Consider the following 19431-nt stretch of genomic DNA (forward strand, 5'->3'; position numbering starts at 1 on the left):
GACGGACGGCGTCACGCAAAGCGATGCGCGTCACTTCGCACGGTGATCCGCTCACCGCTGCGCGGAGGTGCTCCCGGCGAACCGCTCCGGGTCGAACTCGCCGCCGAACCACGGCGACAGGCCGCGCCGCGCCGCCGCGGCGAACTCCGGCCTCGGCAGCGAGCCCATGCCTTCCTCCAGCGCGCCCAGCAGCGGGGCACCCGCGGCGACCGGCAGGTCCGGCACGTTCGACCAGGCCGCGAGGTCCGGTTCGGACGGCCAGGAGCCGATGATCACCCCGGCCACGTTGAGCCCGCGCTTGGTGGCGACCTCCGAGGTCAACGCGGTCGCGTTCAACGTGCCGAGACCGGCTTCGGCGACGACGAGCACGAGCGCGCCGAGCGCCCACGCCACGTCGGCCAGGGTGCTGCCGCTCTCGTCGAACCGCACCAGCAGCCCGCCCGCGCCCTCGATCAGCACGAGGTCGTGGGCGGCGTCGAGTTCCGTGGCCGCGCTCGCGATCTCGCCCGGTTTGACGGTCTCGCCGCCCGAGCGGCGGGCGGCGGCCTCCGGCGACAGCGGATCGGGGTATCGCCGCAGCTCGCGCGTGGTCACCGCACCGGCGAGCCGAGTGACCTCCGCGATGTCACCCGGCTCGTCCGGCCGTACTCCGGTCTGCGCGGGCTTGAGGACCGCGACCTTACGATCGTCGGCCGTGGCCAGCGCGGCCATCGCCGCGGTCGCCACGGTCTTGCCGACTCCGGTCCCGGTGCCCGTCACCACCAGCATGCTCACGGAACTTCACAGTAGTACCGGCGCCGAAGAGTGGAACGATCCGGTCTTCGCGTCGTACAGGTGCACCCCGGCGGCGCCCACGTCGAAGTACATCCCGACGAGCTCCAGCTCGCCACGCGCCTCCGCACGGGCCACCGAGGGGTACCGGCGCAGCCGGTCGAGCTGCTCCAGCACGTTGTGCAGGGCCAGCCGGTCGCCCGGCCGCTCCGGCGGCGTCCCGTCGATCGCGATCGGCGGGTCGACCTTCGCCCTGGCCACGCTCGGCTCGGCGTGCTTGAGCCAGGACCGCAGCGCGGGCGCGTCCTCGGGGGCGCCGTTGAGCAGTGCCGACATCGCACCGCACGAGGAATGCCCGCACACCACCACTTCGCGCACCTTCAGCACGTCGACCGCGAACTCCACGGCGGCCCCGATCGAGGTGTCCTCGCCCGCGGCGCACACCGCGTGGTCCGGGACCAGGTTGCCGATGTTGCGGACCGTGAACAGGTCGCCCGGCCCGCTGGTGGTGATCAGGTTCGGCACGATCCTGGCGTCGCCGCAGGTGATGAACAGCGTCTCCGGGGACTGCGAATCGGCGAGCTTCGTCAGCGTCGGCTTCACCAGGTCCGCGGTGCGGCGCTGGAATTCCAGCATGCCGCGCCGCATCGAACTCGGCGACGAGGTCCGCTGCGCGGGGACCACCTCGTCGGAGTCCTCGTGCACGCGCTGCCATTCCGACCACGGCGCGAACCACCTCGGCACGATGCGGTGCGCCGCCGAGCGGGTCACCGTCGGCTCCCCCGACTTGCCCTGCGCGAACCAGGGGTGGCCGACCTCGTCGACGATCACCGTGCCGCCCGCCGCCTCGTGCGCGTGCTGCCAGGTGGACAGCGCGTCGAACGCGGCGTGGTCGAGGTAGTCGACGACGAGTTCCAGGGTCACCGTGCTGCCGCGCGGAATGGTGCCGAGCACCGTGGACAGCCTCGGGATCGACAGCGACGCGAGCGCGCCTTCGACGACGACGCGCCACTGCTCGCCGTCGCGCTCGGCGTGGATGCCGGACCACAGCAGCCGCCGCAGCATAAGCACCGCGGCCACCCCGATGCCGATCAGCACGCCGGTGAGCAGGTCGAGCGCCACGACCCCGAGCAGCGTCACCAGGTAGACGGCCAGGTCGCCGTGCCGGAAGACCTCCTTGATGTGCGCGACGTTGACCAGTTTGGCGCCGACGTGCACGAGCAGGCCGGCGAGCGCGGCGAGCGGGATGTTCTGCAGCAGCCCGGAAAGCGCCACCACGAACAGCAGGATCCAGAACCCGTGCAGGATCGCCGAGGCCCTGGTGCGCGCGCCGGACTGGACGTTGGTGGACCCGCGCACGATGACGCCGGTGACCGGAAGGCCGCCGAGCGAGCCCGACGCCATGTTCGCCAGGCCCTGCCCGACCAGCTCGCGGTTGAGGTTGGAGCGCGGGCCGGTGTGCTGCTTGTCGATCGCGACGGCCGAAAGCAGGCTCTCCACGCTCGCCACGAGCGCGATCGTCACCACGGCGAGGCCGATGTCCCAGACGCTGCCGCCGGGCATCCTCGGCACGAACGAGATGTCCAGCAGGTTCGCGGGCACCTCGACGCGCGCGATGTCGAAATTGGCGACCGAGGCGAGCACGGTGACCCCCACGACGGCCGCGAGCGGGCCGGGCACCACGCGGATCGCCTTCGGCAGCTTCCCCCAGACGAGCAGGATCGCGATGGTCAGCAGTCCGATCAGCACCGCCTTGTCGTGGTGCTCCACGACCTGGCGCGGGAGTTCGAGGAGGTTGTCGATCGGCGAGCTCTGCGCCTTGCCGCCGAGGACGACGTGCATCTGCGCGAGCACGATCGTGACGCCGATACCGGCGAGCATGCCGTGCACGATGGCGGGCGAGATGGCCAGCGCGGCGCGCGCGATCCGGCTCAGCCCGAGCAGGATCTGCACCACGCCCGCGGCCGCCGTGATGGCGCACGTCGCGACCCAGCCGAACTGGTTGATGGTCTCCGCCATGATCACGGTCAGGCCCGCGGCAGGCCCGCTGACCTGCAGTGCGGAGCCGCCGCACAGCCCGGCGACGATACCGCCGACGACGGCCGCGATGAGCCCGGCGACGATCGGCGCGCCGGAGGCCAGTGCGATCCCGAGCGACAGCGGGACCGCGACGAGGAACACCACGAGCGAAGCGGGGACGTCGTGGCGGAGGTTGTCGAGCGCGGTGCGCCAGCGGGTGGTGCCGGTGGGGTCGCCTTGGCCGCTGCCTGGTGGCCCGGTGGGCCTGCTGCTGCCTGCGGTGTCGATCATTCGCGCCTCCGTGATCTGGGTTCGATACGCGGGGTGGATGTGCTGCGCCGTGCCGGCGGCAGTGACGGCCCGTAGGTGCCCAGGTAACCGAAAAACGCCTCAAATGTCTGTTATGTAAGTTTCCTTCATGTTTGGGTTCACGCAGTGTCGTCACAGGTGAGCAGCGTGTTGAGAGGACAAAGCGGACAAAAAGTGTGTTACGTCTCACTCTTTCGAGCGAAGATCGGAATCGGCCACGACCGGGCGTGACGGCGACGCTCCCAGTGGTCGGCGTCACATCGGATCGGGTGAAATCGAGCCCCGGTTCGCCGATCAGGCTTGCGAAGCGACCGCGAGCATCGCATTGGCGATCGCGGCGACGTCCGCGTCTTCGCACACGTACGGCGGCATCGCGTAGACGAGATCGCGGAACGGCCGCAGCCACACACCGCTGTCGGTTGCCGCTTTCGTGGCGGCCGCCATGTCGATCGGGTGATCGAGCTGGAGCACGCCGATCGCACCGAGTACCCGGACGTCGCGCACGCCGTCGACGGCCCGTGCCTCGTCGAGCCCCTCGATCAGGGCGGTCTCGATCCGCCGCACGTCCGCGGCCCAGTCCCGCTCCCGCAGCAGCCCGATCGACGCGAGCGCCACCGAGGACGCCAGCGGGTTCCCCATGAACGTCGGACCGTGCGCGAGTACCGGGACCTCGCCCTCCGAGATCCCGTCGGCGATCTCCGGTGTGCACAGCGCCGCCGCCATCGTCAGGTACCCGCCGGTGAGCGCCTTGCCGACGCACAGCACGTCCGGGGTGACGCCGGCGTGCTCCGCGGCGAACAGCGCGCCGGTGCGCCCGAACCCGGTCGCGATCTCGTCGAAGATCAGCAGCACGCCCGCGGCCTCGGTGATCTCCCGCAGTGCGCGCAGGTAACCGGGGTGGTGGAAGCGCATCCCGCCCGCGCCCTGCACCACGGGCTCGACGATCACCGCGGCCAACTCGTCGACGTGCCGTTCGACGGCGGCCGCCATCGTGTCCACATAGGACTGTTCAACCGGCGCGTCGAAACCGGCTGGCGGCGCGGGCATGAACACCTGCTCCGGCAGCGTGCCGCGCCACAGCGCGTGCATCCCGCCCTCGGGATCGCACACGCTCATCGGGTGGAAGGTGTCGCCGTGGTAGCCGCCGCGCCAGGTCAGCAGCTTCCGCTTGCCCCCGCGGCCGAGCGAATGCCAGTACTGCAGGCACATCTTCACCGCGACCTCGATCGAAACCGATCCCGAGTCGCACAGGAACACGTGCTCGAGGCCGTCCGGGGTGAGGTCGACCAGCTCGCGGGCCAGCCGGATCGCGGGTTCGTGCGTCAGGCCGCCGAACATCACGTGGCTCATCCGCCCCGCCTGCTCGGCCAGCGCCGCGTCCAGCACCGGGTGCCGGTAGCCGTGGATCGCCGCCCACCACGAGGACATGCCGTCGACGAGTTCGCGGCCGTCCGCGAGCGTCAGCCGGACCCCGGCGGCCTCGGTGACCAGGAGCGGCGCGACCTTGCCCGGCATCGCGCCGTAGGGGTGCCACACGTGGCGGGCGTCGAGTGCCAGCAGTTCGTCGGGGCGCACGCCGTGCACCCTAACCGTCAGCGTTCGGCCAGCGCGGCGGTGAGGTGCTCGATCACATCGGTCCAGTACGCGCGCTGCTCCGCGCGTTCGTCGGCGTCGGCGAGGCGGTCCTGCTCGAACTTCACGACCGTCTTCTGCCCGGCCGCGCTGACCGTGAGCTGCACCGTCGAGTCGTGCTCCCAGTCCTTCGGCCGCCAGGTCAGCCGCACCGCCTCGCGCGGGGTGAACCGGTCGACCTTCCCGGTCGTGCCGTTCGCGGTCTCGTAGCTGACCCCGCCCTCGCGCGGCAGCTCGGTACCCGGTCCCAGCCAGATCTGCACCCCGTCACGGCCGACCAGGAAGTCCCAAGCGTCCCCCAGCACGTGTGGCACGGTTCGGGAAACGCCTACCTGCCAACGGGTTTCGGCGGTGTTCCGCACTTCTTTGCCCACTCGGCCATCGTCGCATCACCGCGATCGCGCGACGTTCGTCGGGTTCGACGCCGCCGAGCCGCCGCGATCCCCCGCTTCGGCGGGTGTGACCAGGCGAGATCGGGCACGCGACCGGACCGGGCGGCACCGCGGGCCGCCGGGAGCAAGCACGAGAAGAGTCAGATGAATCACACCCTCGTGGCGCCTCTTTTGACGCAGTGTCACGAAACTGTGCCGCGTTGCTAACCTGCGGCCATGCTCGCGAAACCCGTTCACCGGCCCGCATCCTGATGCGCTACCGGCCGATTTCCCCGGAGCTGCTCGTCGCCGAGCTGACCGAGTTGATCACCGAGCGCGACCGGCGGTGGACAAGGGTCGCGATCGACGGCGCCGGGGACGGGCCGCGGCTCCTCGCCGGTTCGCTCGTCGAGCCGCTACGCGTTCGCGGGCGCCCGGCGCTCCACGTCTCCGCGCGCGACTTCCTGCGCCCGGCGTCGCTGCGCTTCGAACGGGGACGCCATGATCCCGACGAGCGCTACCTGAGCTGGCTCGACACGAACGCGCTCCGCCGGGAGGTGCTCGGCCCACTCGAACCGGACGGCTCCGGTGCCGTGCTGCCCGCGCTGTGGGACGCCGAGCGTGACCGCGCCACCCGACTGCCCCGCACCGAACTCGCGGCGGGCGGCGTGCTGCTCGTCGACGGGGAATTCCTCCTCGGCGCCGGGCTGCCGTTCGACCTCGCCGTGCACCTGTGGCTCTCGCCCGGCGCGCTCCGCAGGCGGCTGCCCGATGAAGAAGCGTGGGCGCTGCCCGCGTTCGCCCGCTACGAAGACGAGGTGAACCCGGTCGGCCTGGCCGATCTCGTGGTGCGCGTGGACGATCCGCGCCACCCCGCCGTGCGGGAAGGCTGAGTCACCGGATCGCGGTGGCGGGCTCGCCCTCCAGCAGGCTCGTCAGACGCCGGGTGAGCACGTCCCACCGCCAGTTCTCGCCGACCCACCGCCGCCCGGCCTCGCCCATCCGCTTCGCCCGCGTCGGGTCCATCAGCAGCGCGGCGAGCGTCTCTTCGAGCTGGCCGAGTGCGCGGCCGTCCACCACGTGCCCGGTCACCTCGTCCAGCACGGTTTCCGGGGCACCGCCGGAATTGCCCGCCACGACCGGCAATCCGGTCGCCGAGGCTTCGAGGTAGACGAGCCCGAGCCCCTCCACGTCGAGGCCCTTGCCCCTGGTGCGGGCGGGCATCGCGAACACGTCGCCCGCCGCGTAGTGCGCGGGAAGTTCCTTCCACGGCACCGAACCGGTCATCACCACGCTGTCCGAAACCCCGAGCTGGCCGATCATGGCGGCGAGCTTCTTCCGGTACGGGCCGCCGCCGACGAGCAGCAGCGCCACGTCCGGGATCCGCGCGCGCAGCCTCGGCATCGCGCGCACCAGCATGTCCTGTCCCTTGCGGGGCACCAGGCGCGACACGCACACCACGGTCGGCCGGTCGCCGAGCCCGTGCCTGCGGCGGATCTCCTCGCGGGCGCCGTCGTTGGGGCGGAACAGCTCGGTGTCCACACCGGACGGAAGGTGCTCGAGACCCGCCATCGGCCCGAACGCGGCCGCGAACCGGCCCCGCGTGTACTTGCTGACGTAGGTGATCACGTCCGTGGTGTCGCCGATGCGCCGCAACGCCTGCCGTGCGGCGGGGAGCATCGACCAGCCGACCTCGTGCCCGTGCGTCGACGCGACGATCCGCCGCGCGCCCGCGTTCCGGAGCGGCTGGGCCAGCAGCGCGAGCGGAGCGGCCGCGCCGAACCACACCGTCTCGCACCGGTTGGCGCGCATGATGTCCTTCGCGCGCCGCAGCACGTCGGGGGCGGGCAACATGAGGGAGGTCGGGTGGCGGACCACCTCGAACGCGGCCTCGGCGTCGAACTCGACGTGCGAGCCGGAACGGCCTTCCCACGACGGGGCGTAGACGACGAGATCGTCGGCGGGCAAACGCGTCGCGAAGGAGTTGAGGTAGTTCTGGATCCCTCCCGACCGTGGCGGGAAGTCGTTGGTCAGCAGGAGGGTACGCGGCACCGTCGGAGGCTACCGCGCCCGGAAAACGCGCGAGGGGCGCCGGTCACGCGATCGTGACCAGCGCCCCTCGCGGGCGCGAACTCCAGTGCGACCGGCGTCAGGCGACGCGGCGGGCACCGCTGTACTGCGACTGCAGCGGCGAGATCTTCACGACGTCACCCGAGGTGGGGGCGTGGATCATCTTGCCGTCGCCGATGTAGATGCCGACGTGCGAGACCGGCGAGTAGTAGAACACCAGGTCGCCGGGCTGCAGCTGCGAGCGGTCGACCGGGGTGCCGAACGTCGACTGCGCGCGGCTGGACCGGGGGATGGTGATCCCGGCCTGTTTGTAGGCCCACATGGTCAGCCCGGAGCAGTCGAACGTGCTCGGGCCGGTGGCACCCCACACGTACGCGCTGCCCAGCTTCGACTGTGCCGCCTGGATCGCCGCGGCCGCCGCGGGACCGGCGTTCTTGATGTCCGGCATCGCGCCGCCGGTGTCCTTCTGCGACGCCTTCTGCGCGGCACTCAAGCTGTTGCTGGTCTTCTCGAGATCGGCCTTCTGGTCGTCGAGGACCTTCTTCTGCGCCGCGATGTCTTCGGTGAGCTTCGCGGCCGCGTCCCTGGCCGCCTGCGCGCGGCCTTGCGCGTCGGTGGCCAGCGCCTGGGCGTCGGCGGCCTGCTTCACGGCGCCGGAAAGGCGGCCGAGCGCGGCGTTCTTCTCGGAGGCGAGGATCTCGAGCGCGGAGGACCGGTCGAGGAAGTCCTGCGTGGAGGTGCCGGTGAGCAACGCGGACAGCTTGTTCAGCGGCGCGCCGCCGGTGAACGAGGCGTCGGCGAACTTGTCGACGTCGACGCGGTAGCGCTGCTCGTTGACCTTGGCGTCTTCGCCGGACTTCTTCGCGGCCTCGACATCGGCACCTGCCTTGTCGAGGTCACCCTGCTTGGCCTTGAGGTCGTCCTGGGCTTTGAGGTAGTCCTCGTTGAGGCGCTCGGCCTTCGCGGCGAGATCGCGGTACTTCGCGAGCGCGTCGCCGGAGTCAGCGGGGGGAGGGGTCTGGGGGGCGGGGGCGGGAACGGCGGTGGCCGGTGACTGGACGATGCTGACGGCCGCGATGACGGCGCCCGCTGCCAGTGCTCCTGATACCACGCGCTTCACAGGTTGCGACTGCACGCCGCGCGTGTCTCCTTTGCTCGTCGGCCACCGACCGGACTTCGCCGGTGAAGAGGTCGGGGGCCCTCTCCACACTCCACCGCGGCACCGTGCGGCCCGCGGCGTGACGCATCCTTCCCCACCGGTTCCCGGCACGGCTGTACCGCGACTGGAATGCCCGGTGGTTCTCCGGTACAGCTCCCCGACAAAGCTGCCTCGGCGGCAATCCCGCGTCGCCGGACCTTGGTGGACACGGCTACCAGGCGCGAGATCTCGGCCAGGTTACGAAAGAGTGGCCCGCTCGTCCACCATGCGTAGTGAAAATCCCCGGGTTCCATCGCTGACACACCATCGGACCAGCGCCGAATAGCCGAGTGTGACTGGGCTAACAGAGTGGGACCGATAGTGGTATAGACCGTTCGCCTGATCGGATCGACCACTCGTCGCTCCGCGTCAGTTTCTTCCCCTCCGGGCGTGTCAGCGCCCCTTCCTGGCCCTCTCTCCGCCAGGTCAGCCCGCGCGGAGCCGGCGCTCCGGCTCCGCTGGCACCAGCCGCAGCCGCGGCACCATGCCCGCCTCGGCGAGCGCGTCGACCGCGAGCCGCTCGCTGGAGTCCCATTCGATCTCCGGCGGCGCGCCCAGCAGCACGCTGACCACGCAGTCGGCACAGGCGTCGCCCCTGACCTCGCACCGATCGCAGTCGATCACCATCGTGCCCTCGTCCACGGGGCCCACCGAGCTGTCCATGCCAGTCCTCCCAACGTCGTTTCCACGGGTGCGGCAGCTGCTGGGAACGACGCTAGGGGCGACCACCGACAATTCCGGTCACCACGGCCATCAGAAGTAACCCGAACGGGTGACCTGCGAAGATGCGGCCCGATCGCCCCGGGGAACTACCGCAAGATCACCACCGAGCAGTCGGCCCCACCGGGGTGACGAGGCCGCGCGGTGGGTCAAGCTGTACGCCAGCCGGCTCGGGCGCCCTGGTCCGGCCGGCGCCCGGTGAACACTGGCGAAAGGCTGACGTCTTGACCCGTCCACGCGGCCTGCACGGACACCTGCTCGACACCCTCGGCGCGGCACTGACCAGTGGCGAGTACCCCGCGGGAACGGTGCTGCGCATCGACGAGCTGACCGCGGCGCACACGGTGTCGAGAACGGTGGCGCGCGAGGCGATCCGCGTGCTCGAGACGCTCGGCATGGTGCAGAGCAGGCCCAAGGTCGGGGTCACCGTGCGCCCGCCGGAGACGTGGAACGTGTTCGACCCGCTGCTCATCCGCTGGCGCCTCGCCGGGCGGCAGCGCGTGCGCCAGCTGAACCAGCTCGCCCAGCTGCGGGCCGCCGTGGAACCCGCGGCTGCCGCACTCGCCGCCCGCACCGCCACTCCGCAGCAGAAGGACCGGCTGCGCGAGATCTCCGACCAGATGGTCGCCGCGACCGACATCGCCGAGTTCGTCACCGCGGACATCGAGTTCCACCGGCTCGTGCTGACCTCGTCCGGCAACGACATGTTCGCCCATCTCGCGCACGTGACCGCGGAGGTGCTGCGCGGCAGGGTCGAACAGCACCTGATGCCGGAGCACCCCGATCCGACGGCGCTGAGCAGGCACGTCGCGGTCGCCGACGCGATCGCGCGGAGCGCCCCCGCCGAAGCGGAGCAGGTGATGCGCACCCTCGTGCTCGCCGCGTCCGACGAGGTCGACCGCATGCTCGGCTAACGGCCCGCGTATTCCCAGTGCCAGGGTTCTTCGCGGCCACCGCCCGCGCGCGCCCAGCCGGGATGGGCCCAGCCGAACCCGCGGGAGTTCGCGGCGAGCCACGCGTACTGCGGAGAGGAGAACGACTCCGGGCCGCCGCACAGGTCGACCGCGAGGCCCCAGCCGTGGTTGCTGGTGCCCGGTACCGCGGCCAGCGAGGGCTTGCGGCGGTAGAGGTCGACCTGCTGCGCGAAGGTGCGGTAGGAGTCGGTGACGCACATCGGCGTGCCGAACACCCCGGCATAAGCCTGCGAAAGCGCCTGGAACGACTGCGCGGCGTCGCAGCGCAGCACGTGCGAACCCGTCCCGAGTGGACAGAGCGCGGCCGACGGGATGAGCCCGTTCGGGTACCCGCCCCACGCCCCGGCCGCCTGGTCCGAGCCCTGCGGGCGGGGCGGGAGTTCGACACCGCCGCACCGCCAGGTCAGCTCGCCCGCGGCGCGCTGCGGGACCGGCGCCGACGCGCGTTCCCCGAGCGACGGCCGCGAATACCCGAGCACGCTGTCCCCGGCGGGCAGATCGGTGACCACGACACCGGCGAGCCTGCCGTCCGCCGCGAGCATGGTGCGCTCGTCGAGCACGATGCCGACGGACTGCACCCCGTACTTGGCAGGTCCGACGAACACCAGGTCGCCGGGCTGGGCCTGCCCGGCGGGCACCCCGCGGGCGAACTGCTCCCCCGCCGCCGCGGGCAGCGGCAGCCCGGCGCCGCCGAACACCGAGCGCACGAGCCCGTCGCACGAATACGCCACCGGTCCTTCGCCACCGTCGTGCGGCACGAACGGCCTCCCGAGCGCGCCGACGGCGGCGGTCACCGCGCCGATGGTTTCCTTCGGCAGCACCAGAAGCCGCTGGCCGCCCGAACTGAGCTGCGCCACGCCCGGCTGCGGCCTGCCGTCGGCTCCGGTGAGCGCGGTCAGCGGCGCGGGCAGGTGCGCCGGATCCCGCAACGCGACCGCGGGCGGCGGCGTGATCCCGGCCGCGGCGAGGCGGTCGGTGTAGGCCTTCCAGTTCGCGGTAGTCCGGGAATTGCGCTCCTGCTGGGCCTTCTGCTGCGCGATCACCGCTTCGTTCGCCGCGCCCGCCGGGCCGCGCAGCTCGGACGAAACGGCGTCCGCGCGGTTCCTCGCGTCCCCGTCGCGGCGGACCACTTCGTCCTTGAGCGCGGTGGCCTGCCGCTCCGCACCCGCGGCCTGGTCCTCCGCGGCCACCGCCCGCCGGTGCCGGTCGAGCGCGGCGCGCAGCTTCACGTCGGTGTCCCCGGAGATCTTCGCGAGCATCGACGCGCCGTCGAGGAGGTCCTTCGCGCTGTCCGCGGTGAGGATGAGCTGCAGGCTCCCCGGCCGCCCCTTCGCGGTGAAGATCGCGCGCGAGAACGCGTCGACCTCCTTCTGCTGGGTCGCGACCTCGGCGTCCGCCCGCTCGCGGTCCGCTTTCGCCAGCCGCAGCTTGTCCCCCGCCGCGGCGACCCCGTCCTGCGCTGCCTTGACCTGTCCCGCGAGATCGCCGAGCTCGCGCTGGATACCGGACGCGGTGCGCTGCAGATCGGCCACCTTGGGATCGGCGAAGGCCTCGCCGGGGCGGGGATCAGGAACCCCCGCGCCCGGCGCCACCCCGGCCTCCACCCGGAGATCACCGGGATCGGCTGGTGGCGGCTGCTGGGTCGCCGCGGGAGAACCCGCGGCGACGCCACCCGTCAGCAGTACCGCCACCAGCACCGCGCCGACGCGCATCCGACCTCCTGTGAGAGCCCTGACGCGATGGCGCGTCCCTTATGGAGTACCAACGCCGGCGCGCCGGCGTTGGTACTCCCCCAACCGGGTGGGTCACTCGGCGCGCAGCGCGTCCAGCCTGGTCACCTGCCGCAGCAGCGGCAGGGTCAGCGCCGTCACCAGCAGCACCGCGAGCACCGCGGCACCGGCCAGCCCCGCGAGCACTCCCCCGTCGACCACCATCGGCAGGTTCGCCAGCCGCAGGATCGGCGCGGTGAGCCCGAGCCCCGCGGCCACCGCGAGCACCACGCCGACCACGACCGGGATCGCGGTCTGCCACAGCGATCCCCGCGCGAGCACCCCGAGCGGCACGCCCGCCGCGGACAGCGCCGCCAGCGGCCGCCGCCGTTCGCTGATCTGCTCGATGGACAGCATGAGCAGGCTCATCGCGGCCACCGCGAGCACGAACAGCGCCGCGGTGAGCAGCACGCCGCGGAAGCTCTCCACCATCCGCTGGTCCTTGTTCGCGAAATCGGCGTACGGGTCACTGCTGCGGACTTCGGCGTGCCAGGCGAGCTGGCTCACCGCGGCCGCGACCCGGTCGGACAGCGCCTTGGCGTCCCCGGTGCCGCCGACGTAGAACTCCACCATTCCCTGCGGGACGGTGATCCCGCCCAGCGCGCCCGGCGTGACCAGCAAGGTGCCGCCGCCGTACGACTGCGCGCTCTGATCGGGCGGCACCGCCTTGACCCCGGCCGGGATAGTCCATTGTGGACCGTCCTGGGGCTCGTCGGTGCTTCCGGCGCTGTAGCCGACCAGCCGCATCGTCCCCGACGGCGGCGGATCCACCACCGCGGGCGCGTTCTTCGGCTGCCGCTCCGGCAGGTAGAACACGTCGCCGTCGGCGCACGGGCCGATGTTCCCCTGCACCGCGAGCGCCGCGCAGTCCCCGACCATCGCGGAATCGCCCCGGCCCGCCTTGTCCCCGGAACGGAGGTGCAGCTGGGTGAGGCCGTGCACGGCGCTCAGACCGTCCACACCGGACAGTCGCTGCCGCACGTCGGCCTCGTGCGCGGTATCGGTCGCCACCTTGACCGGCGCCGCCGCCATCCCGGCCGGCGTGGTGTGCGGCGTCTGCTTCGTGGAGATCGAGGCGATCATGACCTGGATCAGGATCGTGCCCGCCAGCACGATCACCAGCCCGGACACCACCCGGCTCGCGGTGCCGCTGTCGAGTTGCAGGCGCCGCACCGCGAACTGCCACGACGGCGGGCCGCCGCGCAGCCCCCGCACGATCCGTTCGACCGCCCACGGCAGCAGCGCCGCGACACCCACGAGCAGGAAGACACTGCCGATCGCGAGCGCGATGGCCCCGGTGTCGTCGCTGGTTCCCGGGTCGAAGAGCAGCGTGGCGAGCAGGAACACCGCGCCGATCGCGGCGAGCGCCCAGCGCCACCACATCCGCCGCCGCACCGGCTTGCCCTGCCGGACCACACCGAGCGGCTCCACGATCGTGCGCCGCAGCCCGAAGAGCGCGGAGCCGATCGCGAGACCGGGCACCAGCAGCGCGATCGCCACCGCGAGCGGCCACGACGGCACGAAGTCCTCCGCGAACACCCGGATCCCGAAGGGGTGGACCTCGCTGATGAGCGGGCGCAGCGAATAGAACAGCGCACCCCCCACCACCAGCCCGAGCATCGCCCCGACCAGCGACTCCGCCGCCGCGACCCGCCTGATCTGCCGCGCGTCCACCCCGACCAGCCGCAACGCCGCGAGCCTGCGTTCCCGCTGCGCGGCGCCCATCCGCGAAGCGGTGGTCACGAAGATCAGCAACGGCAGCAGCAGCACCGCGGCGATCGGCGCGACCATGACCAGGGTCACCGGGAGCATGAAGCCGGTGCTCGGTTTGCCGAACGCGTAGACCTGGTCGGCCCGGTCACCCTCGGCCGCGATCTCGGCAGGCGACGCCCCGGTGTACGCCACCAGGTCACCGGCGTCCCCGACCCCCGCCTTCGCGATCTGACCGGTCACCTGCTGCGGCAGCCGCGCCCGCACCGAACCGCCGTCGGCCGAGTTCAGCTTCTCCGCGAGCGCGGGCGAGACGATCATTTCGCCCGGCGCGGGCAGCCGGTCGATCCCCGGCGGCACCGGCGAACCGGGCCCGGTCGCCGCCACCGCGGTCACCTGGATCAGGTCCTCACCGCTGGTGGCGTACCACTGGTAGACCGACAGCGGCGCGACACCGGGCCGCGGGGTCTTGTCCTCCTTGATCGCCGCCTCGCGGTCGGCCTTCGCGTCCACGAGGTGCCCGACCGAGGCGGCGGGAAGGAGCACGGCGACCGCGAGCGCGATCCCGAACGCGGTCATCGCCAGCCGCAGGAGTGCCGCGCCGGACATCCGGCCGCCCCCGACGGCCAGCCGGAGTCCCAGCAACAGATCCCGCATCATGCGACCAGCTCCCGGTCGACCGTGCGCCCGTCCCGCACCACGATCTCGCGGTCCGAATAGGCCGCGACCCGCGGTTCGTGCGTCACCAGCACCACCGCCGCGTTGCTCTCCCGCGCCGCTTCGGTGAGCATGCGCATGACCTTCTCGCCGTTGAGCGAGTCGAGCGCGCCCGTCGGCTCGTCGGCGAAGACCACCTTCGGGCCGGTCACCAGCGCCCGCGCCACCGCGACCCGCTGCGCCTGGCCACCGGAGACGTCACCGGGGCGCCTGGCCGCTTCGTTGTCGACCTCCAGCCGGGCGAGCCACTCCATCGCCTTCGCCTCGGCGGGCTTCCGCTTGGCCCCGGTCAGGCGCAGCGGCAGCGCGACGTTCTCCAGGCACGACAGCTCCGGGACGAGCTGGCCGAACTGGAAGACGAACCCGAACTCGGTGCGCCGCAACGCACTCCGGCCCTTGTCGTCCATCGCGACGAGATCGCGGCCGTCGTAGGTGATGGTGCCGCCGTCCGGCCGGACGATCCCGGCGAGGCAGTGCAGCAGGGTCGACTTCCCGGAACCGGACGACCCCATGATCGCGAGCACCTCGCCCGCGGCGATGGTGAGCGCGGCGCCGTCGAGCGCGTGCGTCTGGCCGAAGGACTTGTGCAGCCCCTGCCCGGCGAGCAGTGCCTTTCGCGCGGTCATCAGCGCACCACCTTCGCCAGCTCGTCGAGCCGCGCCGCGGTGAGCTCCAGCCACCGCAGGTCCGCCTCGAGGTGGAACAGCGCGTGATCGCAGATCAGCTGGTCGGCGAGGTCACCGTTGATCTTGCGCTTGGTCAGCTCGCGCATCACCTTGAGGTGCTCCGAGCGCTGCGCGTCGAGCACCGCGTTCGCGCTGCGCCCGGACAGCAGCGCCAGCACGACCTTCGTGTAGAGCGTGTTCTGCAGGTACGGCTCCGGGCTCTCCGGCGTACCGAGCCACGTCTCGACGTCGGTGACGCCGGAGTCGGTGATCGTGTAGCGCTTGCGCTCCGGCCCGTCGCCGCTCTCCACCCCCGCCACTTCGACCATCCCGTTGCGCAGCAGGCGCGACAGGGTCGAGTAGACCTGGCCGTAGGCGAGCGGGCGGTCCTGCCCGAACTGTTCGTCATAGGCCCGCTTGAGGTCGTAGCCGTGGCGCGGGCCCGGCTCGAGCAACGCGAGCAAAGTGTGTGAAACCGACATCTCCCTGTTCCCTCCTTGACCCCGGCATCCGGGGGTGAACAGGACTATACACGAGGCGTATACCCCCGGTGTATACGCGGGCAGAATACGGCGTTTCCCCAGTTCAGAGCGAGATGCGCTAGACCCGGCCGAGCCGGGTGAGCAACACGGCCGAAGGCACCGGATGAGCGCCCGCGTGCCGCGTGGAATCGGCGACCGCGCGGTCCGTGGTGGCCACGATCAGCGGCCGCCCGCCCGGTTCCGCAGCGACCAGTGAGCGGATCACGTCGTCGGCGAGCACGCCGGGATCGGAGAACAGCACGCGCACGCCACGGGGCGCCGCGGCGGGCACCGAGAGCACGCCAGCGCCGTCGAACACCACCGTCACCTCGACGCCGGTGCGCGCCGCGAGCGAACCGAGCTGGCCGACCAGCCGATCGCGCTGATCCGCCAGCGACAGCTCGGGGTACCCGGTCTTCGTCACGTTGTAGCCGTCCACAATCACGTGCGCGTTCGGCAGCGAAAGCAACCTGTCGAGCGCGGAGCCGTCGCGCACCCTGGCGCCGTCACCGCCGCCCGCGCTGGCGCCGCGCACGCTGTCCGCGGGCCGGCGCGCGCTGCTCCCGCCCAGCGACAGCTCCCGGCGCAACCCGGAGGCCGCGCCCTCGATCGTCTGCACGAGCATGCCCAGGCGCACCTCGTCGGCTTCCCGCGCTTCGCGCGCGGCCTGACGGGCGTTGTCCGCCTCGGTGACCGCGCGGTCCGCCCTGGCCCGCTCGGTCGCCACGCGCTGGCGTTCCCGTTCCAGCTGCGCCGTGAGCGACTTGATCTCGGCGTCGCGCTGGTCACCGCCCGCGGCGGCGAGGGCGCGCGCCTCGGCGGCCGCGTCCTTGGCCTGGCGAAGGACCACGCCCTGTTCGCGCAGCCTGCCGCGAAGCTTCTCCAGCTCCGCTTCACGCTCGCTACGGGCCTCCTCGACGGCTTCGAGTGCCTGCGAAAGCTCGAGGCGCAGCCGTTCGACCTCGCCTTCGAGCCGCTGCGCCTTGGTCAGCGCCTGGTCGCGTTCCGCCCGCAGAGTGCTCTCCTCGGCGTTCTTCGCGACCAGCCGCACCCGGGAACTCGCGTCCGACTCCCCCAGCAGCACCGCGGCCGCCGCGGCGGCGACCGAATCGGACGCGTTCGGGTCGAGCGCGTCCTGGCGGCGCTCGCGCAGCCACTCCAGCACCGCTGTCCGGAAGGCGGCGGAGTCGCGCAACGCGGCCAGCAGCGCGGGCGCGCCCAGCTTCGCGCGCTTGGCTGGCGCGAACTTGGCCACCGGGCGCACCGTCTGCGGGATGTCCACTTTGGATAACGTGCCGAGCGCGCCGGCGGCGAGCTCGGCCAGCCTCGCCCGCACGGCGTCCGGCAGCGCACCCCAGTCGAGCTGCTCGCGGGCAGCTTCCGCGGAAGGCGCCTCGGTTTCGTCCTTGGCGCCCCCGTGCTGGGGAGACGGTTGCATCTGTCCAGGGTAGGCCCCCGGCGGCGGCGCCGCGTCGCGGACAGGCCGGAGGTGGCGGCGCGCCAGCGCGCCGAAACTGTCGGTGCCCGTCCCTACTGTCGCGGATCATGGACGTCGGACGCCGGTTCACCGATCTCCAGCTCACCTTCGACGAGCTGGGCACGCCGTTGCGGGAGACCACCTTCGTGGTGTTCGACCTGGAAACCACCGGCACCAAACCCGGTCCCGACGGGATCACCGAGATCGGTGCCGTGAAGGTCCGCGGCGGTCAGGTGCTCGGCGAGTTCGGCACCTTCGTGAACCCGGGAATGCCGATCCCGCCGCAGATCGTCTCACTCACCGGGATCACCACCGCGATGGTGCACGACGCGCCGCGCATCGAACGCGTGCTCCCCGCGTTCCTCGAGTTCATCGGCGGCGCCGTGCTCGTCGCCCACAACGCCGGGTTCGACACCGGGTTCATGCGGGCAGCCTGCGCCGCGCACGGCTACGCGTGGCCGAAGGCCGCCGTGGTGTGCACGGTGCGGCTGGCCAGGCGCGTCATCCCGCGCGAAGAGACCCCGAGCTACCGGCTCTCCGCGCTCGCCCACCTCTTCGGCGCCTCGACCACGCCGAACCACCGCGCGCTCGCCGACGCCCGCGCCACCGTCGACGTGCTGCACGGGCTGCTCGGACGCGTCGGCAACCTCGGCGTGCACTCACTCGAGGAACTGCTGGACTACCTGCCCGAGATCACCCCAGCCCAGCGCCGCAAGCGCGGCCTCGCCGCCGACCTCCCGGAACGGCCCGGCGTCTACCTGTTCCGCGGCCCCGGCGAAGAAGTGCTCTACGTCGGCACCGCGGGCAACCTGCGGCGGCGCGTCCGCCAGTACTTCACCGGCTCCGAGACCCGCGGCCGGATCAGGGAGATGGTCGCGCTCGCGGTCCGCGTCGACTCCGTCGAATGCGCCCACTCGCTCGAAGCCGAGGTCCGCGAGCTGCGGCTGCTCGCGGCGCACCGGCCCGCCTACAACCGGCGGTCCAAGAACCCGCGCAACGCGTGGTGGGTCGTCCTCACCGACGAGGCCTTCCCGCGGCTGTCCGTGGTCAGGGTCGCCCGCGACGGCGCGCTCGGCCCGTTCCGCACCCAGGCCGGTGCGAAGACCGGAGCGGACGTGCTGGCCGGTGCCACCGGGCTGCGCACCTGCACCCAGCGGATCCCGGCGAACGCGGCCTCCGGCACCCCGTGCGTCCTCGCCGAACTCGGCCGCTGCGGCGCGCCGTGCGCGGGGAAGCAGAGCGTGCCCGAGTACGCGCCCGCCGTCGAATCCGTCGAAGAGCTCATCGGCGGCGTCGGGAACGAGGCGCTGCACAACGCGATCCGCCAGATCGACGAACTCGCCGCCGCCGAGCACTACGAGCAGGCGGCCCGCCGCCGCGACGAACTGGCAGGCCTCATCCGCTCCGTCGACAGGGCGCACCGGCTGGCCGCGCTCGCCGCCATCCCCGAACTCGTCGCGGCTTCGCCGGACGGCTCCGGCGGCTGGGAGTTCGCGGTGATCCGCTACGGCAGGCTCGCCTCCGCAGGCGTCGCCCGGCGCGGCGTACCGCCGATGCCGATCGTCGACCAGCTCGTCGCCGCGGCCGAGACCGTCATCCCCGGCACCGACCCGCTGCGCGGCGCCACGAGCGAAGAGGTCGGCGTGCTGCTGCGCTGGCTCGGACGGCAGGGGGTCCGGCTCGTGAAGACCGCCGTGCCGTGGGCCGAACCCGCCCGCGGCGCCGCCCGGTGGCGCTCCTGGGTCGACCTCGCCGGACACGCGCGCGAGCTCGAGTACGCCGCAAACTGAGCCGGAGGCGGCGGGCTACCATCGCCTCACCAGCACCCCGACGCCCAAGGAGACCCGAGTGATCACCGCGATCGTGCTGATCCACGTCAAGGCGGAAAACATCCCGGAAGCCGCGCAGACGATCGCCGACATCGAGGGCGTTTCCGAGGTCTACTCCTGCGCGGGCGACGTCGACCTCGTCGCCATCGTGCGCGTGGCGGGCCACGAAGACCTCGCCGACCTCATCCCCGCCAAGATCGGCAAGGTCCCCGGCGTCCTCGACACCGACACCCACATCGCGTTCCGTTCGTACGCCCGCGCCGCCACCGAAAGCGCCTTCTCCGTCGGAGACTGAACTGTTTATCGCGTGTGCTGAATTCGCGCCGCCAGGGCGCGAATTCAGCACACGCGTTCCGTTGCGTTGTCGGGGCGCCCTGCCGTCACGAATTCAGGGGGCCTTGGCGGCCCTGCACGCGACTGCACGCTCCCGGCGCGCGGGGCGCACCGGATCGCCGTGGTGGCTGGGTTTTGCATAGCCGGGCCTTCGGCCCGGACCTCGCGACACTCGGATGTGTAGGCGGGCGAGCGTATTTCGGTAGGCGCGCGGAGTGGGGTCGGGCGGGGTGGTCGAAGTCTCCGAAGGTGACCTTCGGGTAGCTGGCGCCGCGAACCTGCGGCCTCGCGTTCGCCGGTGCGGTGGGCGATTGCCCTGAAGGCCACCTTGAGGGCATTCAGTGCC

General features: G+C 72.1%; 16 protein-coding genes. 4 read left to right on the forward strand and 12 right to left on the reverse strand.

What is annotated here, in order from left to right; genetic code table 11:
• Positions 1-51: 51 nt before the first annotated feature.
• The 4 genes from bioD to HUW46_RS07725 form a co-directional block, all read right to left on the reverse strand.
• Positions 52-768: a dethiobiotin synthase gene (gene bioD / locus HUW46_RS07710; protein WP_215549731.1), complete on the reverse strand. Its 717-nt coding sequence runs from the start codon at positions 766-768 to the stop codon at positions 52-54.
• Positions 769-780: 12 nt separating this feature from the next.
• Positions 781-3081 (reverse strand): SulP family inorganic anion transporter, encoded by a 2301-nt coding sequence (locus HUW46_RS07715; RefSeq protein ID WP_215546629.1) that lies wholly within the window; start codon positions 3079-3081, stop codon positions 781-783.
• A gap of 312 nt (positions 3082-3393) precedes the next feature.
• Entirely contained in the window at positions 3394-4674 is a 1281-nt protein-coding gene (locus HUW46_RS07720; protein WP_215546630.1) for an adenosylmethionine--8-amino-7-oxononanoate transaminase, read from the reverse strand.
• 17 nt (positions 4675-4691) lie between these two features.
• Positions 4692-5045, reverse strand: coding sequence for an SRPBCC domain-containing protein (locus tag HUW46_RS07725; protein ID WP_254126586.1), 354 nt, complete (start codon positions 5043-5045; stop codon positions 4692-4694).
• Positions 5046-5374: 329 nt separating this feature from the next.
• On the opposite strand from HUW46_RS07725, the gene HUW46_RS07730 reads away from it, so the two are divergent.
• Positions 5375-5995 (forward strand): uridine kinase, encoded by a 621-nt coding sequence (locus HUW46_RS07730; RefSeq protein WP_215546631.1) that lies wholly within the window; start codon positions 5375-5377, stop codon positions 5993-5995.
• A gap of 1 nt (position 5996) precedes the next feature.
• Here the strand turns inward: HUW46_RS07730 and HUW46_RS07735 are convergent, their stop codons facing one another.
• The 3 genes from HUW46_RS07735 to HUW46_RS07745 all read right to left on the reverse strand — a co-directional run bounded on the left by HUW46_RS07735 (position 5997) and on the right by HUW46_RS07745 (position 9033).
• Positions 5997-7154, reverse strand: a complete 1158-nt coding sequence (locus HUW46_RS07735; RefSeq protein WP_215546632.1) for a glycosyltransferase family 4 protein — start codon at positions 7152-7154, stop codon at positions 5997-5999.
• Positions 7155-7251: 97 nt separating this feature from the next.
• Positions 7252-8307, reverse strand: a complete 1056-nt coding sequence (locus HUW46_RS07740) for an NlpC/P60 family protein (RefSeq protein ID WP_215546633.1) — start codon at positions 8305-8307, stop codon at positions 7252-7254.
• A gap of 489 nt (positions 8308-8796) precedes the next feature.
• A complete protein-coding gene (locus HUW46_RS07745; protein WP_331477225.1) occupies positions 8797-9033 on the reverse strand; it encodes a hypothetical protein in 237 nt (78 codons plus the stop codon).
• Positions 9034-9314: 281 nt separating this feature from the next.
• Between HUW46_RS07745 and HUW46_RS07750 the strand changes: the two genes are divergently transcribed.
• Complete coding sequence (locus tag HUW46_RS07750; protein ID WP_254125917.1) at positions 9315-10004, forward strand: FadR/GntR family transcriptional regulator; 690 nt, start codon at positions 9315-9317, stop codon at positions 10002-10004.
• Here the strand turns inward: HUW46_RS07750 and HUW46_RS07755 are convergent.
• From HUW46_RS07755 to HUW46_RS07775, 5 genes are all read right to left on the reverse strand, one after another.
• A complete protein-coding gene (locus HUW46_RS07755) occupies positions 10001-11776 on the reverse strand; it encodes a D-alanyl-D-alanine carboxypeptidase family protein (RefSeq protein ID WP_215546635.1) in 1776 nt (591 codons plus the stop codon). The two genes, HUW46_RS07750 and HUW46_RS07755, sit on opposite strands and share 4 nt — an antisense overlap.
• A 93-nt stretch (positions 11777-11869) precedes the next feature.
• Complete coding sequence (locus HUW46_RS07760; protein ID WP_215546636.1) at positions 11870-14203, reverse strand: FtsX-like permease family protein; 2334 nt, start codon at positions 14201-14203, stop codon at positions 11870-11872.
• On the reverse strand, positions 14200-14886 hold the full coding sequence (locus tag HUW46_RS07765; RefSeq protein ID WP_215546637.1) for an ABC transporter ATP-binding protein: 687 nt from the start codon (positions 14884-14886) through the stop codon (positions 14200-14202). Before HUW46_RS07765 ends, HUW46_RS07760 begins: the two co-directional genes overlap by 4 nt.
• Positions 14886-15407, reverse strand: coding sequence for a PadR family transcriptional regulator (locus tag HUW46_RS07770; RefSeq protein WP_215546638.1), 522 nt, complete (start codon positions 15405-15407; stop codon positions 14886-14888). The genes HUW46_RS07765 and HUW46_RS07770 overlap by 1 nt, the downstream gene beginning before the upstream one ends.
• A 118-nt stretch (positions 15408-15525) precedes the next feature.
• Positions 15526-16884 carry an NYN domain-containing protein gene (locus HUW46_RS07775; RefSeq protein ID WP_215546639.1) on the reverse strand — a complete coding sequence of 453 codons (1359 nt, stop codon included), beginning with the start codon at positions 16882-16884 and terminating at the stop codon, positions 15526-15528.
• A gap of 107 nt (positions 16885-16991) precedes the next feature.
• Between HUW46_RS07775 and HUW46_RS07780 the strand changes: the two genes are divergently transcribed.
• Together HUW46_RS07780 and HUW46_RS07785 are read left to right on the forward strand one after the other, a co-directional pair.
• A complete protein-coding gene (locus tag HUW46_RS07780; protein WP_215546640.1) occupies positions 16992-18713 on the forward strand; it encodes a DEDD exonuclease domain-containing protein in 1722 nt (573 codons plus the stop codon).
• Positions 18714-18771: 58 nt separating this feature from the next.
• Entirely contained in the window at positions 18772-19047 is a 276-nt protein-coding gene (locus tag HUW46_RS07785) for an Lrp/AsnC family transcriptional regulator (RefSeq protein WP_215546641.1), read from the forward strand.
• Positions 19048-19431 lie beyond the last annotated feature (384 nt).

It is taken from the genome of Amycolatopsis sp. CA-230715 (assembly GCF_018736145.1).
In the GTDB taxonomy this organism is placed as follows: domain Bacteria; phylum Actinomycetota; class Actinomycetes; order Mycobacteriales; family Pseudonocardiaceae; genus Amycolatopsis.

Coding starts and splice junctions, on each gene's coding strand:
- bioD (WP_215549731.1), bottom strand. CDS start 768: ATGCTGGTGGTGACGGGCACCGGGACCGGAGTCGGCAAGACCGTGGCG.
- HUW46_RS07775 (WP_215546639.1), bottom strand. CDS start 16,884: ATGCAACCGTCTCCCCAGCACGGGGGCGCCAAGGACGAAACCGAGGCG.
- HUW46_RS07745 (WP_331477225.1), bottom strand. CDS start 9,033: ATGGACAGCTCGGTGGGCCCCGTGGACGAGGGCACGATGGTGATCGAC.
- HUW46_RS07765 (WP_215546637.1), bottom strand. CDS start 14,886: ATGACCGCGCGAAAGGCACTGCTCGCCGGGCAGGGGCTGCACAAGTCC.
- HUW46_RS07760 (WP_215546636.1), bottom strand. CDS start 14,203: ATGATGCGGGATCTGTTGCTGGGACTCCGGCTGGCCGTCGGGGGCGGC.
- HUW46_RS07755 (WP_215546635.1), bottom strand. CDS start 11,776: ATGCGCGTCGGCGCGGTGCTGGTGGCGGTACTGCTGACGGGTGGCGTC.
- HUW46_RS07730 (WP_215546631.1), top strand. CDS start 5,375: ATGCGCTACCGGCCGATTTCCCCGGAGCTGCTCGTCGCCGAGCTGACC.
- HUW46_RS07715 (WP_215546629.1), bottom strand. CDS start 3,081: ATGATCGACACCGCAGGCAGCAGCAGGCCCACCGGGCCACCAGGCAGC.
- HUW46_RS07780 (WP_215546640.1), top strand. CDS start 16,992: ATGGACGTCGGACGCCGGTTCACCGATCTCCAGCTCACCTTCGACGAG.
- HUW46_RS07770 (WP_215546638.1), bottom strand. CDS start 15,407: ATGTCGGTTTCACACACTTTGCTCGCGTTGCTCGAGCCGGGCCCGCGC.